Source organism: Streptomyces sp. NPDC048338 (assembly GCF_043201055.1).
Taxonomy (GTDB): Bacteria; Actinomycetota; Actinomycetes; order Streptomycetales; family Streptomycetaceae; genus Streptomyces.
Map to the genome: position 1 here is coordinate 326,633 of NZ_JBICYQ010000007.1, position 17,401 is coordinate 344,033.

Below are 17,401 nucleotides of genomic sequence, written 5' to 3' on the forward strand. Positions count from 1 at the left end.
AGGCCGGGGCCGCGCGCCCGCGCGGGGCTCGACCCCGGGCGGGGTACGGACCGAAGCCCGCACCGGGGCGGCCCCGCGGGTGCTCAGAGGCTGAGCGCGTCCTCCGCGTTCGTCATCCAGGCCGTCACCGAGTTCTTGTCCGGCGAGACGTTCAGACCCGGGGTCGACGCCTTGAGCGGCTTCTGCTCCAGGTCCGAGTCGGTGGTCATCGTCATCCGGATCGAGTCGACCGTCTTGCCCTTGCCGTCCTTGGGGCCGCCCATGAGGCCGGCGTAGGCGGACTGGCCGGGCGCGAGCCTGATCGCCTCCTCGATCCCGGGGGCCGTACCCCGCTCGGTGGCCTGGCCGTCCAGGTCGCCGAAGGTGACGACCGGGTGGCCCAGGACCCGGCACGGCTTGCCGCCCTTGTTGGTGATCTTCAGCAGGTAGCTGCTGGTCGTGGGCTCCGCCAGGCTCGCGGTGAACGTCACGTCGAAGGTGCTGCACGGGAAGACGTCGTAGTCCGGGTCGGTGGACGATCCGCCGCCGCCCCCGGACGTCCCCTTGTCCGGGGTCGCCGAGGGGGTCGCCGGCTTCGACGGGAGCGGGGCCTTCGTCGGCGTCGCGGTCTTCGTCGGCGTCACCGACGGGCTGCCGGCTCCGCCGCCCGAGCCGGCCGCGCCGTCGTCGGTCGGCCCACAGGCCGTCAGGGCGAGCGCGGACACGGCGACGAGGACTGCGGCTGCTCTGCGAACGGTGCTCATGATGGTGTCCCCCGATGGTGAAGCGCGAACTGCGCGATGGAGCCGAGCTGAGCTCCAGCGTCCCGCAGAAACTTCACAGGTTGGTGACGATGTCTTGCCGAAATCACCACGGTCATCCGCGCGTCACACCCCGGGCCGGCCATGGCACGACGGCGGACAGCAGGGCCGCCCCCGCCGTCAGCTCCCGGCCGCCTTACTCCAGCGCGCCCCGCTGCCCCGAGGTGAGCAGTTCCCCCACCTCGTCGGCGAGTTCCTCGTAGGCGGCCAGGGTGCGGCGGTGCTCGTCGAGCTGCACGGGGCCAGGTCCTGCGGGCGCGCGCCGAACCAGAGCTTGAGGATGCCGCGTTCGCGCGCCTCGACGGGCACGAAGGCGGGGTCGTCGAGCCAGCCGCGCAACGCGGCGCGGCCGGCGTCGGTGAGACGCATCAGCCGCCGGTTGCGCCCGCCGCTCTGCCGGGTCTCCGAGAACAGGCCCGCCTCCAGGAGGCGGTCGCACTGCGTGTACACCTGCGCGTGCGGCATCGACCAGAACGGGGCGACGGTCCGGGCGGCCTCGACCTTGACGTCGTACGGGCTCGCCTCACCCGGTTTGTCGACGATGCCGAGGACGAGGAACGAGGGCGTGGTCAACCGGGCTTCGGGCATGCGGCGACCGTATCGCGGCGCCGCCGGCGCGGTGGCGCGCACGGTCGGACGAGGGGTGGGCCGGGCCCGCGGCGGACGGTGCCGCCGGCGGACGGCTCAGGCGTTCTTCTCCATCGTGGGGCGCAGGCGCTCCAGCAGGGCGTGGAGGGTGGCGCTCTCGGCCTCGTCCAAGGTGTCGAGCGCGGTGTGCGTGGCCTGCATCTCCTCGCGCACGCGGCGGATGACGTCGCGGCCGGCGTCGGTGGCGACGACGTTCTTCACACGGCGGTCCGAGGGGTCGGCCTCACGCCGGACCAGTTCGCGGGCCTCCAGGCGGTCCACGATCCCGGTGACGTTGGACGCGTCGCACACGAGCCGGGTGGCGAGGCCGCGCATGGGCACCGGGCCGTCGAGCTGCGCGAGGACCTTGGCCTGGGTGGAGGTCAGGCCGTGGCGGGCGGCGGCGGTCGCGAAGTCGCGCCACTGCGCGGTGCCGATCACGGCGAGCAGTTCCAGGAGCTGGAGCTTGGTCGGGGCCTGCGGGGCGGTGGCGCTCATACGGGCAAGGGTACGACCGATGCTTCACATTATCAATTGTTTACTTGACCTCCTTAACTATCGACCTCTACCGTCGACGAAGTACTTGATGTTCTCAAACATCTACGCCCTGAATCTTCGAGAAGGTCCCCTCCGCCATGAGCCCCGCCTCCGCCTCCGTCACCGCCGGGCGCAGGAGCGAGACGATCGTCGTCTTCGCCCTGAGCCTCGCCGCCATGGTCGTGTCGATGATGCAGACCCTGCCGGTCCCGATCCTGGGACTGATCCGCGACGACCTCGGCGCCTCGACCGCCGAGGTCAGCTGGGTCACCACCGCCACGCTGCTGTCCGCGGCGGTCTTCACGCCGCTGCTCGGCCGCTTCGGCGACCAGCACGGCAAGAAGCCCACCCTGGTCGGCGTGCTCGTGGTGATGGTGGCGGGATCCGTCGTCGCCGCGCTCGCGACGTCCCTGCCCCTGCTGGTCCTGGGCCGGGTGCTCCAGGGCGCCGCCACCGCGATCTTCCCGCTGGCCCTCTCCGTCCTGCGCGAGGAGGTCCGCCCGCAGAAGCTGCCGGGAGCCATGGCGCTCGTCAGCGGCACACTCGCGTTCGGCAGCGGCCTGGCCCTCGTCGCGACCGGCCTGCTCACCTCCGGCGCCGGCGCCGACTACCGCGACGCCTTCTGGATGGCGACCGGTTTCGCCGTCCTGGCCCTTCTCGCCGTCCTCTTCCTCGTCCCGGCGACCCGGCACAAGACCGGTGGCCGCACGGACTTCCTCGGCGCGCTGACGCTCGGCGTCGCGCTGCTGCTGCTCCTGCTGCCGATCTCCCAGGGCCACGAGTGGGGCTGGGCCTCCGGCCGGACGCTGGGCAGCTTCGCCGGCGCGGTCGTGGTCACCGCCCTGTGGGTCCTGGTCGAGCGCAAGGTCCGCGAGCCGCTCGTCGACATGCGCATGTTCGTCCACCGCCCCGTGCTGATGGCCAACCTCGCGGGCATCCTCGTCGGCTTCGGCATGTTCGCGAACTTCCTGGGCGTCTCCTACCTCGTGCAGATGCCCCAGGCGCTCACCGGCTTCGGCTTCGACGCGTCCATCCTGCGGGCCTCCGTGGAGTTCCTGCTGCCGGGCGCGATCGTCTCGCTGCTCGCCTCCCCCGTCGGCGGCCGGATCGTCCGCGGTCGCGGTCCCCGGTTCGCGCTCGGCCTGGCCGCCGCCTTCGGCGCGGTCGGCTTCGCCTGGCTCGCCCTCGACCACGGCCACACCTTCTCGGTGATCGGCGCCGGTCTCGTCGTCGGCGCGGCCGTCAGCTTCGGCTACGCCGCCATGCCCGCCGTGATCATGTCGAGCGTCCCGCACCACCAGAGCGGCATCGCCAACGGCATCAACTCGATCTCCCGCTCCACGGGCAGCGCGATCGGCAGCGCCGTCGTCACCACGATCCTGGCCTCGAAGACCGTCGAGCACCTGCCCGCGGGCGTACCGCCGCTGCCGGCCGAGTCCGGCTTCACGCTCACGTTCGGCATCGGGGCCGTCGCCTTCGCGCTCGTCGCGGTGATAGCCCGGTTCGGCCTGCGCGGGCAGCACGGCCCCCGGGCCGAGGCCACCGCCGCGCCGACTCCCGTCGCCGCGAGCGCGCGGCACACGGAGGGTACGAAGACCACGGACGGCGCCGAGGGCGAGGACGTCGCCGCCGTGACGGCCGCGACCGGTGATCCGGCCGGGGCCGGCGCAACGGCCGAGCCCGCCGGGGCGGCCTCGGTGCGCTGACCTGCGGTCCGGGGACGAGGGGACCGAGCAGGACGCGGGCGCCCCGCCGGAGATGCTCCGGCGGGGCGCCCGCGTGCGGTTCACCAGCGGGACGGCGGCGGGGGCACCACCACGGGCGGGCGGTCGTCGCAGGTGATGGTGTTGGGCAGCAGCCGGTCGGCGAGCCAGCCGCCGTCGTTGCCGCCCCGGTCGGTGAGACCGAACTCCGACCCGGTGGCGGGGAAGTTGAACGAGCCGCAGTTGTTGACGGCGACGGCGCCCACGCCCCGCGCGTCGACGTTCTCGAAGGTGGCGGAGCCCTTGACCCGGGCGCTCAGCACGGAGGTGCCGGTTCCGTCGACGCGTACGTCCTTGAAGTGGACGGCCGGGATGTCGACCTCGTCCTTCACGCCGAACTCGCTGACCAGCATCATCGCGTTGTAGGTGCTGTCGAGGTAGTGGTCGCCGGTGACCCGGACGTCGGCGTCGATGCTCCGGTCGAGGGCGTAGAACCAGATCGCGCCGAGGCCGATCTTCCAGTTGAGGTCGAGCGTGCCGGACCGCACGGCGGTGTTGCCGGTGAAGCGGAGGGTCCCGGTGAAGGGCTCGGCGCCGAAGCGGGAGCCGGCGTGCAGCCCGCTGCCCTCGCGGACCGGGTCGGCGACCAGGTTGCCGCTGACGGTGTTGTCCCGGCCTCCGTAGATCGCGATCCCGTTGGCGAGGGTCGGCGACTGGACGGTGTTGCGGGCGAAGGTGTTGTTCGCGTCGGCTGTCCGGTCCGACCACATGGCCAGGCCGTCGTCGCCGGTGTTGCGGACGAAGTTGTTGCGGACCTCGGAATCGGTCACGCCGGTGTGGAGGTTGAGCGCGTCGGCGATCTGGTCGGCGATGACGTTGTTCGTGACCTTCACCCGCGCCATCGGGCCGTCGAACCAGAGGCCGACCTTGGTGTGGTGCAGGTAGAGGCCGTCGACGGTCGAGTCGCTCATCGCCCCGCCGATGGCGTTGACCTGGTCGGTGTCCACGCGCTCGCGCACGTCGCCCTCGATCGCGAAGCCGGACAGGTGGACGTCGCGGCTTCCGCCCTCCGCCGCGCTCCGGCCGTAGAAGCCGACCCCGGTGTGGGTCGAGCCGTCGGGGGCGGGCGGGTCCAGGGCGACCTGGCGGCCCTTGACGACGGTGTACCAGCTGCCGGCGCCGGTGATCGTGACGTCGTCCACGACGATGTGGCGGTTGACCTGGAACGTGCCGGGCGGCAGGTGAACGCTCCTCCCGGTGCGCTTGGCGAAGGCGATGGCCCGTTCGATGGCGGGCGCGGCGTCGCGCCGGCCGGTCGGGTCGGCGCCGAAGGCGCGGACGTCGACCGCGCGGAGGTCGACGTGCGGGCGTCCGACCAGCTCCGTGTCGAGCAGGTCGATGACGGTCCAGGCGGCGGGGCTCCCCTCGGGGACGGTCAGGCGTACGCGATCTCCGGCGCGGTGGGTCCGGCCCAGGAGCAGACGCTGCTCGTCGTAGAAGTGCGTGGGACGGAAGGGCTTGCCGAAGGCCGGTGTCGGCGAGGTGGCCGCCGGGACGCAGGAGCACTCGGTGGTCCACCAGTCGGGGTGGAGCAGGTCCGCGCGGGGGTCGTTGGTGAAGGGGTACTGGTTGTACAGCCAGGAGTACTGGGAGGTGAGGGTCATGACCCGGCGGTGACCGCCGTTCACCGTGACGTCCAGGGGCGCGGTGATGCCGCCGCCCTCGGGGGCGTCCGGGATGCTGTAACGGACCGTCAGGGCGTTGGCCGCACGGGGCAGGACGAACTCGACGTACCGGCCCGGGGTGAGCCGGACCGCTGTGCGGCCGGACGCCTCGGAGGCGAGGGTGTACGGCGTCCGGTCGGGTCCGACGACGGTGCCGTCGGTCCGGGCGTTCTCCGCCTCCTGCTCGTCGAAGGCGACGTCGGCGCCGCGTCCTTCGACCAGGGCCGGGTCGAGGGCCGCCCGGGTCACGACCGGTCCCGTCCCCGCGGGTGATCCGGGGCGGGGCGTGGACGAGGCGGTGGCGACGCCGTCGACCGTCACCCCGAGGACGAGGAGAGCGCAGACGAGGACGGTGGTTCTCCTGCCGGTGCGGGCGCGGGAGGGGGCGCGGCTCGGGAACATCGGGGCTCGCTTCTGTCGGGCGGTGAGGATCGCGCGGCGTACGGCACACCGGCGGCGTTGGGACATTAGGGCCGCGCCTCGCACTCCACAAGACTTTGGTCGCAAAATTGCGTAACCACAGCAGAATTCTGCGGCATAGTGAATCACTGTTGCAGCCATCGATGGCTCGTACGGCATTCGCTCCCGCCGCGGGCTCTTCGCCCTCCTCCACCGCTGAGGCGCCGGGCGCCCCCGTCGGGGGCCGAGGTCGCCCCGTTCCCGTACGAAAGGGCCCCGGCCTCGCTGTCCCGCCCGTCACCCGCCCCGCCCGAACGGTCCGGCTCTCTCCGGCCCGGCTCGCCGCTCCCGCTCCCGCTCCCGCTCCCCGCCGCAAGGACTCCCCATGACCCTTCCCGGACCGCGCCTGCGGCCGATCCGTGCGACCGCGATGACACGTCACCGTCCCACCGGCCCCCGGCTGATCGGGCTCGTGACACCGGACCTGCAGAACGCCGTCTTCCCGGCGATCACCGAGGCCGTCAGCTCCGAACTGACCCGGCGGGGCTTCACCCCCGTCCTGTGCGCGCAGTCGCGCGGCGGGAGTTCCGAGCCCGCGTTCGTCGACTTCCTGCTCCGACAGCGGTTCTCCGGGATCGTCTTCGCCGGCGGGCACTACGCGTTCGCGGACGCGCCGCACGAGCACTACCGCCGACTCGCCCGGCTCAGCCTGCCGGTGGCACTCTTCAACGCCGGCGTGCCGGGACTGCCCTTTCCCCGGGTGGTGTGCTGCGACGAGACCGCGACCGAACTCGGCTGGCGGCACCTGACCTCGCTCGGCCACGAGCGGATCGGGCTGATCCTGGGCCCGCGCAGTCATCTGCCCTCCGAACGCAAGGCGGTACGGGCCCGGGAGCTCGGGGTCGACCCGTCCCTCGTCGCGCGGACGGCGTTCTCGCTGGAGGCCGGTCAGGCCGTGGCCGCGCCGCTGCTGCGGGCGGGTGTCACGGCGGTGCTGTGCGCGAGCGACCCGCTGGCCCTGGGCGCCATCCGGGCGGTACGGCGGGCCGGGCTGCACGTCCCGCACGACGTGTCGGTGGTCGGCTACGACGACTCCCTGTACATGAAGTGCACGAGCCCGCCGCTGACGACGATCCGGCAGCCGGTCGAGGTGATGGCGCTCGCGGCCGTGGACCTGCTCTGCGCGCAGATGGACACGCCGACGGCGTCCGCGGACGAGACCGTGATCGATCCCGAGCTGATCGTCCGTGAGTCCACCGGCCGCCCCCGGGCTCCCGCCGCCTGACGCCGAACGGCCGGGCACGCCGGGCACGCCGAAACCCTGCCCGCGCCCCTGTCGGGAGGCGCGGGCAGGGCGGGAGGACGAAGGGAGCGGTGGCGGGCGGCCGGGGTCAGCTGCGCAGCCAGACCGCCGTGTCCGCGGGCAGCCGTCCGTCGGCGTCCAGCGCACCGCTGGCGAGCAGCAGTTCGTCGTGCGGCGGCAGGTCCGCGGGGCTCGCGACGAGGTTGACGACGCAGACCAGGCCGTCGGTCCGGGCGAAGGCGAGGACGCCGTCCGGGGCCGGCAGCCAGTTCAGCGGGCCGTCCCCGAACCCCGCGCCGCTGCGCCGCTGCCGCAGGGCCTCGCGGTAGAGCGTGAGCATCGAGTCCGGGTCGGTGTGCTGGCGGTCCACGGCGTATTCGGCCCAGTCCGCGGGCTGCGGCAGCCACGGCTCGGTCGTCGCGCCGAATCCGTAGGAGGGCGCCTCGGCGGACCAGGGCAGCGGGACCCGGCAGCCGTCGCGCCCCGGGTCGGTGCCGCCGGAGCGGGCGTGCATGGGGTCCTGGATGCGGTCGAGGGGGATCTCGGCCTCGGGCAGGCCCAGTTCCTCGCCCTGGTAGACGTAGACGGAGCCGGGCAGGGCGAGGGTGAGCAGGGCCGCGGCGCGGGCGCGGCGGGTGCCGAGGCCGAGGTCCGTGGGCGTGCCGAAGGTCTTCGTGGCGAAGTCGAAGCCGGTGTCGGTGCGGCCGTATCGGGTGACGGTCCGGGTGACGTCGTGGTTGCACAGCACCCAGGTGGCGGGGGCGCCGACCGGGGCGTGCTCGGCCAGGGTGTCGTCGATGGTCCGGCGCAGCCGGTCCGGTTCCCAGGGGCAGGAGAGGAAATTGAAGTTGAAGGCGGTGTGCAGCTCGTCGGGGCGCAGGTAGCGGGCGAAGCGCTCGGAGTCGGGGAGCCAGACCTCGCCGACGAACACGCCGCCGTACTCGTCGGCTATCGCGCGCCAGGAGCGGTAGATGTCGTGGAGTTCGTCCTGGTCGATGTACGGGTGGGGGTCGACGCCCTCCTCGAAGTCGGCCAGTGCCGGGTCCTTGGCGAGCAGCGCGGCGGAGTCGATCCGAACGCCGGCGACACCGCGCTCGAACCAGAAGCGCAGGACCTCCTCGTGTTCACGGCGGACCGCCGGGTGGGCCCAGTTGAGGTCGGGCTGTTCGGGGGTGAAGAGGTGCAGGTACCACTCCCCGTCATCGACGCGGGTCCAGGTCCGTCCGGAGAACTGGGAGGGCCAGTCGTTGGGCGGCAGTTCGCCGTGCTCGCCGCGGCCCGGCCGGAAGTGGAACAGCTCGCGCTCGGCGCTGCCGGGGCCGGCGTCCAGCGCCGCGCGGAACCAGGCGTGCTGGTCGGAGACATGGTTCGGGACGATGTCGACGATCACCCGGATGCCGAGTCCGCGGGCCTCGGCGATGAGCTTCTCCGCCTCGGCCAGTGTGCCGAACGTGGGGTCGATGGTGCGGTAGTCGGCCACGTCGTACCCGCCGTCGACCAGTGGGGAGAGGTACCACGGGGTGAACCAGACGGCGTCGACGCCCAGTTCGGCGAGGTAGGGCAGTCTCGCCCGGACTCCCGCGAGATCCCCGGTTCCGTCACCGTCACCGTCGGCGAAACTGCGGGGATACACCTGGTAGATGACGGCGTCGCGCCACCAGTCTTCGGTGCGGGACGAGTGAGGGGCTGCCACGTGACGGTCCTTTCGGGCAGGTCGGGGTTCTTCGCCGCCGGCCCGGTTGCTGCGGGGCATGGGACGGGCCGGCGGCGAAGGCTTCTGGGTGCGGAGGCGGTGTCGGCTGCGGCGCGGTGCGCCGGGTCAGCCCTTGAGACCGCCGGCGGTGAGACCGCTCATGATGTTGCGCTGGAAGACCAGGAAGATGAGCAGCGTCGGCAGCGAGGCGATGGTGAGGGCCGCGATCAGGACGTTCACCGGGACGCCGTTGGACAGCGAGTAGATGCCGACGTTGAGCGTCTGCTTCGACGGGTCGGGCAGGGTGAGCATCGGCCAGAGGAAGTCCTTCCAGACGCCCACGACCGCGAAGATGGACACCACTCCCAGGATCGGCCGCGAGATGGGCAGCACGATCGACCACAGCGTGCGCATCGGGGACGCCCCGTCCATGGACGCGGCGTCCAGGAGTTCCTTCGGGATGGAGTCGAAGAAGCGCTTGAGCAGGAAGATGTTGAAGGCGTTGGTGACCGAGGGCAGCCAGATCGCCCAGGGTGTGTTGAGCAGGTTGCGCTCCACGATCGGCACGTCGAGCACGGTCAGGTACTGGGGCACGACGAGGACGGTCGCGGGGATCATCAGCGTCGCGAGCATCATGCCGAGCACGGCCTTGCCGAGGACGGGCCGGAGCTTCGAGAGCGAGTAGGCGGCCGCGACGTCGAGGACGAGCTGGAAGGCCAGTGCCCCGAAGGCGTAGTAGAGGGTGTTGAACAGCAGGGTGGAGAGGTCCATGACCTCCCAGGCGCGGCTGTAGTTCTCCGGCGCGAACGATCCGGGGACCAGGGTCGGCGGTGTCTGGACGACTTCCTGGGTGTCCTTGAAGCCGCTGGAGACCATCCAGTAGAGCGGGCCGAGGAACGCCAGGGTGAAGCCGCCGACGACCAGGGTGAAGACGGTCCGGTAGACGGCCTTGCCGCGGGGGCGGGCGAGCTGCGCCGGTGAGATGAGTGTGCGTGTGGACATGCTGGTCTCCCCGGATCTACTCGTCCTCGGCGCGGCTGAGCTTGACGTACGCCGCCGAGAATCCGGCGAGGAGTACGAGCAGGAGCAGGCCGAGCGCCGCGGCGGCACCGTAGTTGTTGAAGTTGAAGGCGTACTGGTAGATGAGGTAGACGACGGTCGTGGTCGATCCCTCGGGGCCGGCGCCGCCGGTGAGCAGGAACGGTTCGACGAAGACCTGCATGGTGGCGATGATCTGCATGAGCAGCATCAGCGAGAGGATGAGGCGCGTCTGCGGGATGGTGACGTGCCAGATCTTGCGCAGGATGCCCGCGCCGTCGAGTTCGGCGGCCTCGTACAGCTCCCCGGGGATGCCCTGGAGGGCCGCGAGGTAGATGAGCGCGGCGCCGCCCATGTTCATCCAGGTCGAGGCGATGACGACGGAGAGCATCGAGAGGTCGGGGTCCTGGAGCCACTGCTGCTCGGGCAGGTGGAGGAACCGGAGCAGTTCGTTGAGCAGGCCGTACCCGGGGTCGTAGAGGTACTTGAAGAGGAGGACCGAGGCGACCGGCGGCAGCATGACCGGCAGGTAGACGAGGAGCCGCAGGTAGCCCTTGCCGTGGTGGAACTCGTTGATGACCAGGGCGACGACGAACGGGACGGCGAAGCCGAAGACCAGTGCGAGCACCGTGAAGAGCAGGGTGTTGCGCCAGGCCTGCCAGAAGGCCGGGTCGTTGAAGACGGTGGTGAGGTTGTCCAGTCCGACCCAGGTGGTCCGGCCGCTCTCGGTCTTCTGGAAGGCCAGGAAGAACTCCCTGACCATCGGGTACCAGGAGAAGACGGCGAAGCAGACGACCGCACCGATGAGGAATCCGTGCGCGGTGAGGTTGCGCCGCAGGCTCTTGGCGAACCGCCCGCCGGTGGGGGCGGGGCCCGCCTCGCGCGGCGGGGAGTGGCGGGGGGATCCCGTCTTGCTCGGGGTCAGGCTGGGGGCCGACATCGTCGCTCCTTGGTGCTGGTCTGCCGGGTTGTCGTCGTGCGGAGGTCGGGGTGCGGGCCGCCCCCTGCGGGGCGGCGGACCGGCGGAGGGCGGCGGGACCGGCCGCCCGCCGCCGGTGTCCGGTCACCCGTTGGCGAGGACCTGGTTGACCTGCGTCTCGGCGGTGGAGAGGAGCTTGGCGATGTCGGCGTTCTTGTTGGTGAGGATCCCCGACATCACGTTGTCCAGGACCTTGTAGACCTCCTGGGCCTTCGGCGGCTCGGCCTTGCCCGGGACGGGGTTGTCCATGAACGACTTGAAGTTCGCGACCGGCATCGTCGCGTGCTCGACACGTGCGGCGTCGTCCGTGGTCTTGGACTCGTTCAGCCAGAAGTTGGGCTGCGGAACGCCGACGGGCAGACCGTCCTGCTTGGTGCGGGACCAGGCGAACTGGCCCTTGCCGACGGTGAGGTTCTTGAAGTTCAGCCAGGCGACCGCGGCCTTGATCTTGTCGCCGGATATGCCCTGCTTGATCATGTAGTTGTTGCCGCCGGCCAGCGTGCTCTTCTCGCCGGGGATCGGGCCCATGCCGAAGTTCTCGTACTTGGCGCCCAACTGCTGGACCATGTACGCGATGTCGTCGGGCGCGGCGAGGAACATGCCGAGCTTGTCGGTGGCGATCTGCTTCTGGAGGTCGCCCCACTGGAGCAGCTGGGTCTTGCCCATGCTGTCGTCCTCCCAGCGCATGGCGTGGAGGTTCTCGGCGACCTCCTTGCCGATCTCGTTGTTGAACGCGGCCTTCTTGCCACCGGCGTCCACGACCTCGCCGCCGCGGCTGTACATCTGCGCGGTGAAGTGCCATCCGCCGGTGTTGCCGGCGCTGTACTCGCCGAAGCCCGCGATGCCCTTCCCCAGGCCCGCGATCTTCTTGGCGGCGGAGCGGACCTCGTCCCAGGTGCGGGGCGGGATGTCCGGGTTCAGGCCGGCCTGCTGGAAGAGCTTGCGGTTGACGAGCAGGCCCATGGTGTAGTTGCTGGTGGGCAGGCCGTAGAGCTTGCCGTCCTGCTTGAGGGAGCCCAGGACGTTCGGGTCGATGTCCTTCAGGAGCGGGACGCTCTTGTCGTTGACGTACGCCGTGATGTCCGCGGCGCCGTTGTTGTCGAGCACCTGCGGCAGGTCGGTGAAGTACGTGTAGAACACGTCCGGCTGCGACTTTGCCTTGAGCATCGCGGTGAAGCGCGGGGGTTCCAGACACTGGCCGGGAGTGGAGCGGCCCTCGATGGTGACGTTCGGGTACGTCTTGTTGAACTCGGCGACGTCCTCCTTCCACTCCTTGAGCTCGGCCGCCTTCGCCGTGGGAGGCATGCAGTCGATGGTGAGCGTCACCTTGGTCTTCGGGTCCAGCGGGGCGGCCGGGTCGGACGACCCGCCGCCCTCGGAACCGCCGCTGCCGTTGTTGCTGCTGCTCGTGCCGCAGGCGGCCAGAGCGGTCAGCGTGAGCGCGGAGACGAGGGTGACCGCGCTGGCGCGGCGCGTACGGCGGAACCGGGCACTTCTCATGGGTGGTCCCCTTCGGGCATGAACGTGGAGGTCACCCCACCGCCGGTGCGTTGTGGGGCGCCGCACACTCAACCATCCCCAACAAGTGAACGCAAGATATCGCGCTGATTTCGTAATTGCCTGACAGTCGACAGCAGGACAGCGCGGATCACGGCTTACGAAGCAGACAGCACGAGGGCAGGCCGGACGAACGGGAGCACCCACCCGTTCCACGGGCGGAGCGGGCCGTACACCCCCGGAAACAGAGGCCGTCGGGGCCGGAGACCTGCCTTTCACGACGAAGCGGGAGCGGGGCCCGCCGGCCCCGCTCCCGCCACAGCACGACGGCACACCTGGAACCGGTACGGCGCACCCCTCCCGGGGCGGCGCCCCGGTGCCCGGACACACCGGCGGCCCCACCGGCCTCCCCAACTCGGCCGCGGCGCCGCCCCGTCGGCCAGGGCCCGACGAGGCCCCCTGGGGCGCCTCGGTGGCCCGCGGCCGTCGAATGACGGGTCCCGACCCCGTCACGGCACCCCCGAAGGCGCGTACGAGGGCACACACAGTCACGCAAGGCCGGTGCAAGCAGCTGCAAGCCACCGGCACCGACCTCACCGCGCGCGGACGGGCTCCCCCCGGTGAGCCGCTACGGATTGACGTTGATCCTGAAGGTGGACGTCGTGTTGCGGATGTCGACGGCGTTGCCGCTCATCCTCAGGCCGTTGAAGGTCACCTCCCCGACGGCGGGGCCCTGTCCGGACTCGGGCATCTCGTTGGCCCACAGCCCGAAGCCGGACTTGGCGTCGTAGGCGTCACCGCTCTTGCGCGCGCCCGTGATCGAGATGTCCGAGAACACGGTGTCCTTGATGGGGAACTGCGGCTGCCCGCCGACGTAGTTCGTCTGGAACATCACTCCGCTGTAGGTCGGATCGACGATGTCGACGTGGTTGACCCGGATCCCCTGGAAGACCTTGGAGGCGGAGAAGACCCAGATGCCCGGGAAGGTCTGCGAGCCCCAGAAGTGCCCGCCGGCCCGCACGATCGAGATGTTCTCGAAGGTCGTCGGCGTGGTGCCGAAGCCGTTCATCGGGTAGCCGAAGTCCAGTGAGGAGATGGTGATCCCGGAGTAGACGAGGGTGTCCGCGATGTGGATGTTGCGGAAGGTGTTGTCGTACCCGCCGTAGACGGCGACGCCCGCGGCCCGCCAGGTCAGTGTCGAGGTCAGGTTCTCGTAGACGTTGTTCTTCATGTCCGCGCCGCCGGCGTCGATCGCCGAGAACAGCGCGAAGCTGTCGTCACCGGTGGCCCGGGCGTCGTTGTTGGTCACGAGGTTGTCGGTGGATCCGTTGGTCATGTTGATGCCGTCGGCGAACATGTCGCGGATCCGGGAGTTCCTGATCGTGATCCGGTCGGCGTTGGCGCCCCAGTACAGGCAGACCATGTGCTCGTTCCAGATGTCGTCGATGACGATGTCGGACACGTTGGCGAAGTCGAAGACCTTGCCGGGACCGTCGATGCGCGAGGTGTAGTTGCCGAAGTACGCGAAGCCCTTGAAGAGCGAGCCCTTCGCCGCCGCCTCGGCCCGGAAGCCGATGTCGGTGTTGTCCTGCGTCGAGGGCGCGTGGAACCTCGTGTACCAGGGACCGGCACCGACCACCTTGACGGCCTTGCCGTACACCTGGAACTTGCTCGCCGTCTGGTAGTCACCCGGCGGCAGGTAGACGCCGACCAGCGTGCCGGTGGAGTCCATCCGCACCTTGTCGAGCGCGTTCTGGACGTCCTGGTGGGTGAAGCCCGCGGGCACGGTGTAGGTGGCGGGGTCCGGGTTGGCCACCGGCGCGACCTGCTCCAGGTTCACGAAGTCGATCGCGTACGTGGAGGTGTTCGCGGCGTCCTTCTGGAGCCTGATCTTCGAGCCCGCGGGAACCGTCTCGCCGAGGAGCAGGTTCGCCTCGTCGTAGATGTGGCGCGGGGCGCCCGCGCCCGGGGAGTTGCCGGGGGCGGTCTCGGCCCCGTACAGCCAGGCGTACTTCGACGTCAGTGGCATCGCCTTCTTCAGGACACCGTCGACGTACACGTCGATCGTGGCGTCGATGCCGCCGCCGCCCGGCGCGTCGGGGATGGAGAAGCGGGCGACCAGGGTGTTGGTCGGACGGCGGGTGGTGAACTCGACGTACTCGCCCGTCGCGTCCAGGTCGACGGCCTTGCGGCCGGACGCCTCGCCCGCGATGTCGCCGACGGTCCGGTTCGGGCCGACGACCTGGGCGCCGCCGCCGGCGGTGCCGTCCTCCGCCTCGTACATGTCGTACGGCATGTTGGCACCGCGGCCGACGAAGAGGGGCTGGGTGGCGGTGTTGTTCTCCCGCTTGACCGGCAGCTCGTTCGCGTCGTCGGCGACGACGGTCCGGACGGTGTACGAGCCGTTGACCGCGGTCCAGGGGCCGAGGGCCACCTCGGCCGTGGCGCCGGCGGCGACGGCGCCGGAGTGGGCCCCCGTCAGCGTCTTGACGGTGGCACCCTTGGAGTCGACCAGGGAGAGCGTGACGCCGTGGCTGCCCGTCGCGCTGGCCTGGGTGCCCTGGTTCTTCACCGCCACCTTGAAGGTGACCGTGTCACCGGCGGCCGGGCTGGACGGCGACGTCGTCACCGCGGCCGCGAGGAGGTCGGAGCTGGACACCGGCTTGACCACCAGAGCGGTCGGGCTGGTGAAGGTGTTGTTGGACTCGTTCTGCTCGATGACGGCGTTCGCCTCGTCGGCGACGGCGCTGAGCTGGTAGCTCCCGGCGTCGCGCGCCCCGACGGAGGCGCTGACCGTCGTCTGCGCGCCGGCGGCCAGGGCGCCGACCTGCGCGGTGGCGACCTTGGTACCGCCCAGGCGCAGCGCGACCGTGCTGGCCGGTGCGGCGGCCGGGCCGCTGTTGCGGACGGTGGCGCTGACCGTGATCGGGTCCGACTCGACCGGCGCGGCCGGCGAGGCGGTCAGGCCGGTGACCTCCAGGTCCGGGTTGGGCGCCGCGACGCCGATCACCTGGAACTCGGCGACCTGGCCGGCGGAGGAGCCGGAGTTGGCGGTGAACCTGAGCTGGACGTCGGCCACGCGGGCCGAGACCGGGATGGTGACGGTGTTGCCGCTCGCCGGGTCGAAGGTGTAGCTCTTCGAGGCGACCAGGCCGCCGAAGCCGGAGGCGCTCTGCTCGCGGCCCAGGACCTCGACGGTCTGGCTGCGGGTCGCCCAGGACGCGTCCGGGTTGAGCTTGAGGACGACCCTGTCGACGTCGGCGTTCGAGCCCAGCTTGACGGTCAGGGTGTTCGGGTAGCTGCCGCCCGCACCCTCCCAGTAGGTGCTCGTGCTGTTGTCGTTGGCGTTGGCCGCGACGAAGGTGTGCACCACGGAGGAGGCGGCGATCTCCTTGCCGACCGCGAGGTTGGAGCCGGTACCGCCGGTGCCGTTGCGGGTCGCCTTGTTGCTGTCGGCCGACTGGTTCCCGGCGGCGTCCTTCGCGCGCACGTGGTAGGTCACGGTGGCCGAGGCCGGCTGGGTGTCGGTGTAGGTGGTGACGTTGCCGGCGACGCTGCCGCGCAGCGTGTTGTTGGCGTAGACGTCGTAACCGGTGACACCGGTGTTGTCCGAGGAGGCGTTCCAGACCAGCTTGACCTGGCCCGACGCGGGCTCGGTGAGGGCGAGGTTCGCCGGCGCGGTCGGCGCCTGGGTGTCCCCGGTGTCGCCGGTGCGGGTGACGGCGTTGCTGTTCGCCGACTGGTTCCCGGCGGCGTCCTTCGCGCGGACGAGGTAGGTCACCGTCTGGCCGGCCGGGCGGGTGTCGGTGAAGGTGGTGACGTTCCCCGCCACGCTGGTCAGCAGGGAGCCGTTGGCGTAGACGTCGTAGCCGGTGACGCCGGTGTTGTCGGTGGCGGCGTTCCAGGTGAGCCGGATCTGGTCGGTGGCCGGCTGGGTGAAGGCGAGGTTCGCCGGCGCGGTCGGCGCCTGGGTGTCGCCGGTCTCGGGGCCGTAGACCTCCAGCTCGGACAGCTGCCCGGCGGGCTGCACGCTGTTCGCCGTGACGAGGACGCGGACGTACCGGGTGGTGGTGGCGTCGAAGGTGATCGTCGCGGAGCGCCCGCTCGCGGCGTCGAAGGTGTACGCCTGGGCGGCGGTCAGGTCGGTGAAGGCCGTGCCGTTCGTGCTGCCCTGGATCTTGAGGGTCTGGCTGCGTGCTCCCCAGCCGTCGGGCAGCCGCAGGACGACCCGGTCGACGCGCACGGAGGCGCCGAGGTCGGCCTGGATCCACTGGGGCAGGGCGTTGTTGGCGCTCTCCCAGTAGGTGGCGCGGTTGCCGTCGTTGGCGTTGCCGGCCGTGTACACCTCGGTGTGGCTGCTCGCGGTGAGGGTGCGTCCGCTCGCCAGGTCGACGGAGGACCCGTCGGCGGCGTGCACCTCCAGCTCGGAGAGCTGGGCGGCCTGCCAGCCCGTGTTCGCGGTGATGTCGATCCGCACGAACCGGGTCTGGGTGGCCGGGAACGCCACCGTGACGGTGTTGGCCGCGCCCGGGGTGAAGGTGTAGGAGGCGGAGCTCTTGAGGGTGGCGAAGCCGGTGCCGTCGGCGCTGCCCTGCACGGAGAGCGTCTGGCTGCGGCTCTCCCATCCGGCGGGCAGCTTCAGGACGACCTCGTCCACGCGGGTCGCGGTGCCGAGGTCGACCTGGACCCACTGGGGCAGGCCGCTGCCCGCGCTCTGCCAGTACGACCCCTGGTTGCCGTCGGTGATGTTCGCGGCGCCGTACTCGGCGTGGGCGCTGCCGGCCGCCGCCGCGTCGCCCAGGGCGATGTTGGGGCCGCCCGCCGCCTGGGCGGTCATCAGCGGACCGCCCAGCGCCAGGAGGCTGGTCGCGATCGCGGCGCTCAGGCACCGTGATCTCCAGTTGCGGATAGTCATCTGTCCTCGATCTCGGCCTCGCGCCCGACGGCGGCGAGACGCGGCTCAGTTGGATATGTCCACGAGAGACGCAGAGTTGTAGCTTCTTTGCGTTGAACGCTCAGAGAGTTCCAGAGGATTGTGGGAACGTCTACGGCTGCGACGGGACGACTTCTCCCGCCCCAGCGGCGCGCGGCAGCCCGTACG

General features: G+C 71.0%; 11 protein-coding genes. 2 read left to right on the plus strand and 9 right to left on the minus strand.

Translation table 11 applies throughout. The annotated features are described in order from the left end of the window. Nucleotides 1–83 precede the first annotated feature (83 nt). The 3 genes from ACGFZF_RS18895 to ACGFZF_RS18905 all read right to left on the minus strand — a co-directional run bounded on the left by ACGFZF_RS18895 (nucleotide 84) and on the right by ACGFZF_RS18905 (nucleotide 1,925). Complete coding sequence (locus ACGFZF_RS18895; RefSeq protein WP_393555464.1) at nucleotides 84–743, minus strand: DUF4232 domain-containing protein; 660 nt, start codon at nucleotides 741–743, stop codon at nucleotides 84–86. A 177-nt stretch (nucleotides 744–920) separates the two neighbouring features. Further along, complete coding sequence (locus ACGFZF_RS18900; RefSeq protein WP_393555466.1) at nucleotides 921–1,388, minus strand: PadR family transcriptional regulator; 468 nt, start codon at nucleotides 1,386–1,388, stop codon at nucleotides 921–923. 96 nt (nucleotides 1,389–1,484) lie between these two features. After that, nucleotides 1,485–1,925 (minus strand): MarR family winged helix-turn-helix transcriptional regulator, encoded by a 441-nt coding sequence (locus ACGFZF_RS18905; RefSeq protein ID WP_393555468.1) that lies wholly within the window; start codon nucleotides 1,923–1,925, stop codon nucleotides 1,485–1,487. Nucleotides 1,926–2,062: 137 nt separating this feature from the next. On the opposite strand from ACGFZF_RS18905, the gene ACGFZF_RS18910 reads away from it, so the two are divergent. Then, nucleotides 2,063–3,670, plus strand: coding sequence for an MFS transporter (locus ACGFZF_RS18910; protein WP_393555470.1), 1,608 nt, complete (start codon nucleotides 2,063–2,065; stop codon nucleotides 3,668–3,670). 80 nt (nucleotides 3,671–3,750) lie between these two features. On the opposite strand, the gene ACGFZF_RS18915 is transcribed toward ACGFZF_RS18910, so the two are convergent. Then, nucleotides 3,751–5,793 (minus strand): glycosyl hydrolase family 28-related protein, encoded by a 2,043-nt coding sequence (locus tag ACGFZF_RS18915; protein ID WP_393555472.1) that lies wholly within the window; start codon nucleotides 5,791–5,793, stop codon nucleotides 3,751–3,753. 382 nt (nucleotides 5,794–6,175) lie between these two features. Here ACGFZF_RS18915 and ACGFZF_RS18920 point away from each other — a divergent pair, with 382 nt between their 5' ends. Continuing rightward, a complete protein-coding gene (locus tag ACGFZF_RS18920) occupies nucleotides 6,176–7,075 on the plus strand; it encodes a substrate-binding domain-containing protein (protein ID WP_393555474.1) in 900 nt (299 codons plus the stop codon). Nucleotides 7,076–7,181: 106 nt separating this feature from the next. Here the strand turns inward: ACGFZF_RS18920 and ACGFZF_RS18925 are convergent, their stop codons facing one another. The 5 genes from ACGFZF_RS18925 to ACGFZF_RS18945 form a co-directional block, all read right to left on the minus strand. Further along, nucleotides 7,182–8,786 (minus strand): glycoside hydrolase family 13 protein, encoded by a 1,605-nt coding sequence (locus ACGFZF_RS18925; RefSeq protein ID WP_393555476.1) that lies wholly within the window; start codon nucleotides 8,784–8,786, stop codon nucleotides 7,182–7,184. 126 nt (nucleotides 8,787–8,912) lie between these two features. After that, nucleotides 8,913–9,788 carry a carbohydrate ABC transporter permease gene (locus ACGFZF_RS18930; RefSeq protein WP_393555478.1) on the minus strand — a complete coding sequence of 292 codons (876 nt, stop codon included), beginning with the start codon at nucleotides 9,786–9,788 and terminating at the stop codon, nucleotides 8,913–8,915. 16 nt (nucleotides 9,789–9,804) lie between these two features. Then, nucleotides 9,805–10,764 (minus strand): carbohydrate ABC transporter permease, encoded by a 960-nt coding sequence (locus ACGFZF_RS18935; protein WP_393555480.1) that lies wholly within the window; start codon nucleotides 10,762–10,764, stop codon nucleotides 9,805–9,807. Between the two features lie 123 nt (nucleotides 10,765–10,887). Continuing rightward, a complete protein-coding gene (locus ACGFZF_RS18940) occupies nucleotides 10,888–12,303 on the minus strand; it encodes an extracellular solute-binding protein (RefSeq protein ID WP_393555482.1) in 1,416 nt (471 codons plus the stop codon). A gap of 625 nt (nucleotides 12,304–12,928) precedes the next feature. After that, the gene (locus ACGFZF_RS18945; protein WP_393555484.1) at nucleotides 12,929–17,215 is read right to left on the minus strand and encodes a discoidin domain-containing protein; all 4,287 of its coding nucleotides are present in this window, start codon (nucleotides 17,213–17,215) and stop codon (nucleotides 12,929–12,931) included. Nucleotides 17,216–17,401 lie beyond the last annotated feature (186 nt).

Coding starts and splice junctions, on each gene's coding strand:
- ACGFZF_RS18895 (WP_393555464.1), bottom strand. CDS start 743: ATGAGCACCGTTCGCAGAGCAGCCGCAGTCCTCGTCGCCGTGTCCGCG.
- ACGFZF_RS18900 (WP_393555466.1), bottom strand. CDS start 1,388: ATGCCCGAAGCCCGGTTGACCACGCCCTCGTTCCTCGTCCTCGGCATC.
- ACGFZF_RS18905 (WP_393555468.1), bottom strand. CDS start 1,925: ATGAGCGCCACCGCCCCGCAGGCCCCGACCAAGCTCCAGCTCCTGGAA.
- ACGFZF_RS18910 (WP_393555470.1), top strand. CDS start 2,063: ATGAGCCCCGCCTCCGCCTCCGTCACCGCCGGGCGCAGGAGCGAGACG.
- ACGFZF_RS18915 (WP_393555472.1), bottom strand. CDS start 5,793: ATGTTCCCGAGCCGCGCCCCCTCCCGCGCCCGCACCGGCAGGAGAACC.
- ACGFZF_RS18920 (WP_393555474.1), top strand. CDS start 6,176: ATGACCCTTCCCGGACCGCGCCTGCGGCCGATCCGTGCGACCGCGATG.
- ACGFZF_RS18930 (WP_393555478.1), bottom strand. CDS start 9,788: ATGTCCACACGCACACTCATCTCACCGGCGCAGCTCGCCCGCCCCCGC.
- ACGFZF_RS18935 (WP_393555480.1), bottom strand. CDS start 10,764: ATGTCGGCCCCCAGCCTGACCCCGAGCAAGACGGGATCCCCCCGCCAC.
- ACGFZF_RS18940 (WP_393555482.1), bottom strand. CDS start 12,303: ATGAGAAGTGCCCGGTTCCGCCGTACGCGCCGCGCCAGCGCGGTCACC.
- ACGFZF_RS18945 (WP_393555484.1), bottom strand. CDS start 17,215: ATGACTATCCGCAACTGGAGATCACGGTGCCTGAGCGCCGCGATCGCG.